The 1,407-nt window shown below is 44.8% G+C and carries 1 protein-coding gene; it reads right to left on the bottom strand.

Annotation, left to right across the window (positions count from 1 at the left end; all coding sequences use genetic code 11):
- Window positions 1-148: 148 nt before the first annotated feature.
- Complete coding sequence (locus tag CF394_RS11190; protein WP_094943737.1) at window positions 149-1,273, bottom strand: IS4 family transposase; 1,125 nt, start codon at window positions 1,271-1,273, stop codon at window positions 149-151.
- Window positions 1,274-1,407 lie beyond the last annotated feature (134 nt).

Genomic DNA, 1,407 nt, shown 5'->3' on the forward strand with positions numbered 1-1,407 from the left:
CACTAGTGTCGCATAAATAAGTTGAGAATATTCAGTTTTCTTTTATTCGTTGAAAAAATTAAAAACGAACAGACATACCGAAAAAGGTAGTCAACATCCATTTTTTTACTATAAACTGTGGCGTTTGCAGTTAGAAGCTATTTCTCCCTTACGGGATTGATCCCCCTTTAATCTTTCGTAGCCAGATGTAGGCGGATTTCCAAGGTGCCGCTCGTAGCCATCGACTGATCTGTAGGTAACTCCTTGGACTGTTCGTCTCAAGCTGTGCGAGAACATGGAGGCAATAGACGATCATGGCGATATACACCTGGTTATGCACAGCCTGTTCGCTCTGTCCGTAGAACTTTTTGATGTTCAGGTGCTGTTTCATCCACTTGAAGAACAGTTCGATGGCCCACCGTGACCTATAGAGTTCCGCTAGCTCGTCTGCGTCTATATCAAAGCGATTGGTGATTAGTTCCAATGGATTCCCCTTGGAATCCAAGACTTTGATGCGTCGAAACACATTCTCTGCTCGATTTTGCGCCGTACCGATCAAGATCATCTCATCAGACAAGACCTCGGAAGCCTCTAGACACTCTAACGGTTGTATCACACGTGTGACAGCGTTCTTCCGTAGACGTGATACGAAGAAGAACCCTTCATCTGTCATGCGGTCGAACCGTTCATAGTCCAGATAACCACGATCAAAGACGTACATGCATTCTCTATCATCGACGAGGACTTCTAACTGGCCACGGTCGTGCTCCTTTGCGTTAGTGAGCACTGCCTTGTCGGGATATGAACAACCTTTTTCTAAGAATACCAGCCGCAGATGGAGCTTGACGCCTGACTTGGTCTTTCTGAACTCTGCCCATCGATGACGATTCAGATTCAGTGGCAATGTGGTCGAATCAATGATCTTTAGAGGCGTCGTCGCCTTCCGGCGAATTTCAAAATGACTCATCTTATGGATTTTCGTGACCAAGTCGAGGAAGAGTACCTGAAACACATGCGTGGGAATCTCGCTCAATCGACGTCCTAGTTGCGAGAAGCTAATCGACTCTAGAGCCGTTGCTCGTTGAAGGTCGTCTGAGAACAGCGTGTCGCTTAGAGCCCGGAGGCTCTCTGTCTCATTGAGCTGTGCGAATACAAGCAGTTTGAGAAACGATTCGAAATGTAGCTTCTTTGTATAATGATTTAACTGATGGGCCTCGACCAGTCCTTCAATTTTTCCAGAAGAAATTGGCGAGAGCCATTGTTCAAATGATGTTTTCCGTGTAAACTTATCCATGCGATTATCCTTTGTTTTGGATTTGGATGGTTTACTACCCGAATCCATTATAAAGGATTTTTTTACGTTTAAATAAATTTACAGACAATTCCGCTTATCGGACAAGACCTACCCATTTTAATGCGACACTAGTG

The organism is Tetzosporium hominis, assembly GCF_002265435.1.
Taxonomy (GTDB): domain Bacteria; phylum Bacillota; class Bacilli; order Bacillales_A; family Planococcaceae; genus Chryseomicrobium; species Chryseomicrobium hominis.

Bases quoted from the DNA above. Each gene is read 5' to 3' on its own strand.
- CF394_RS11190 (WP_094943737.1), bottom strand. From the start codon at position 1,273: ATGGATAAGTTTACACGGAAAACATCATTTGAACAATGGCTCTCGCCA.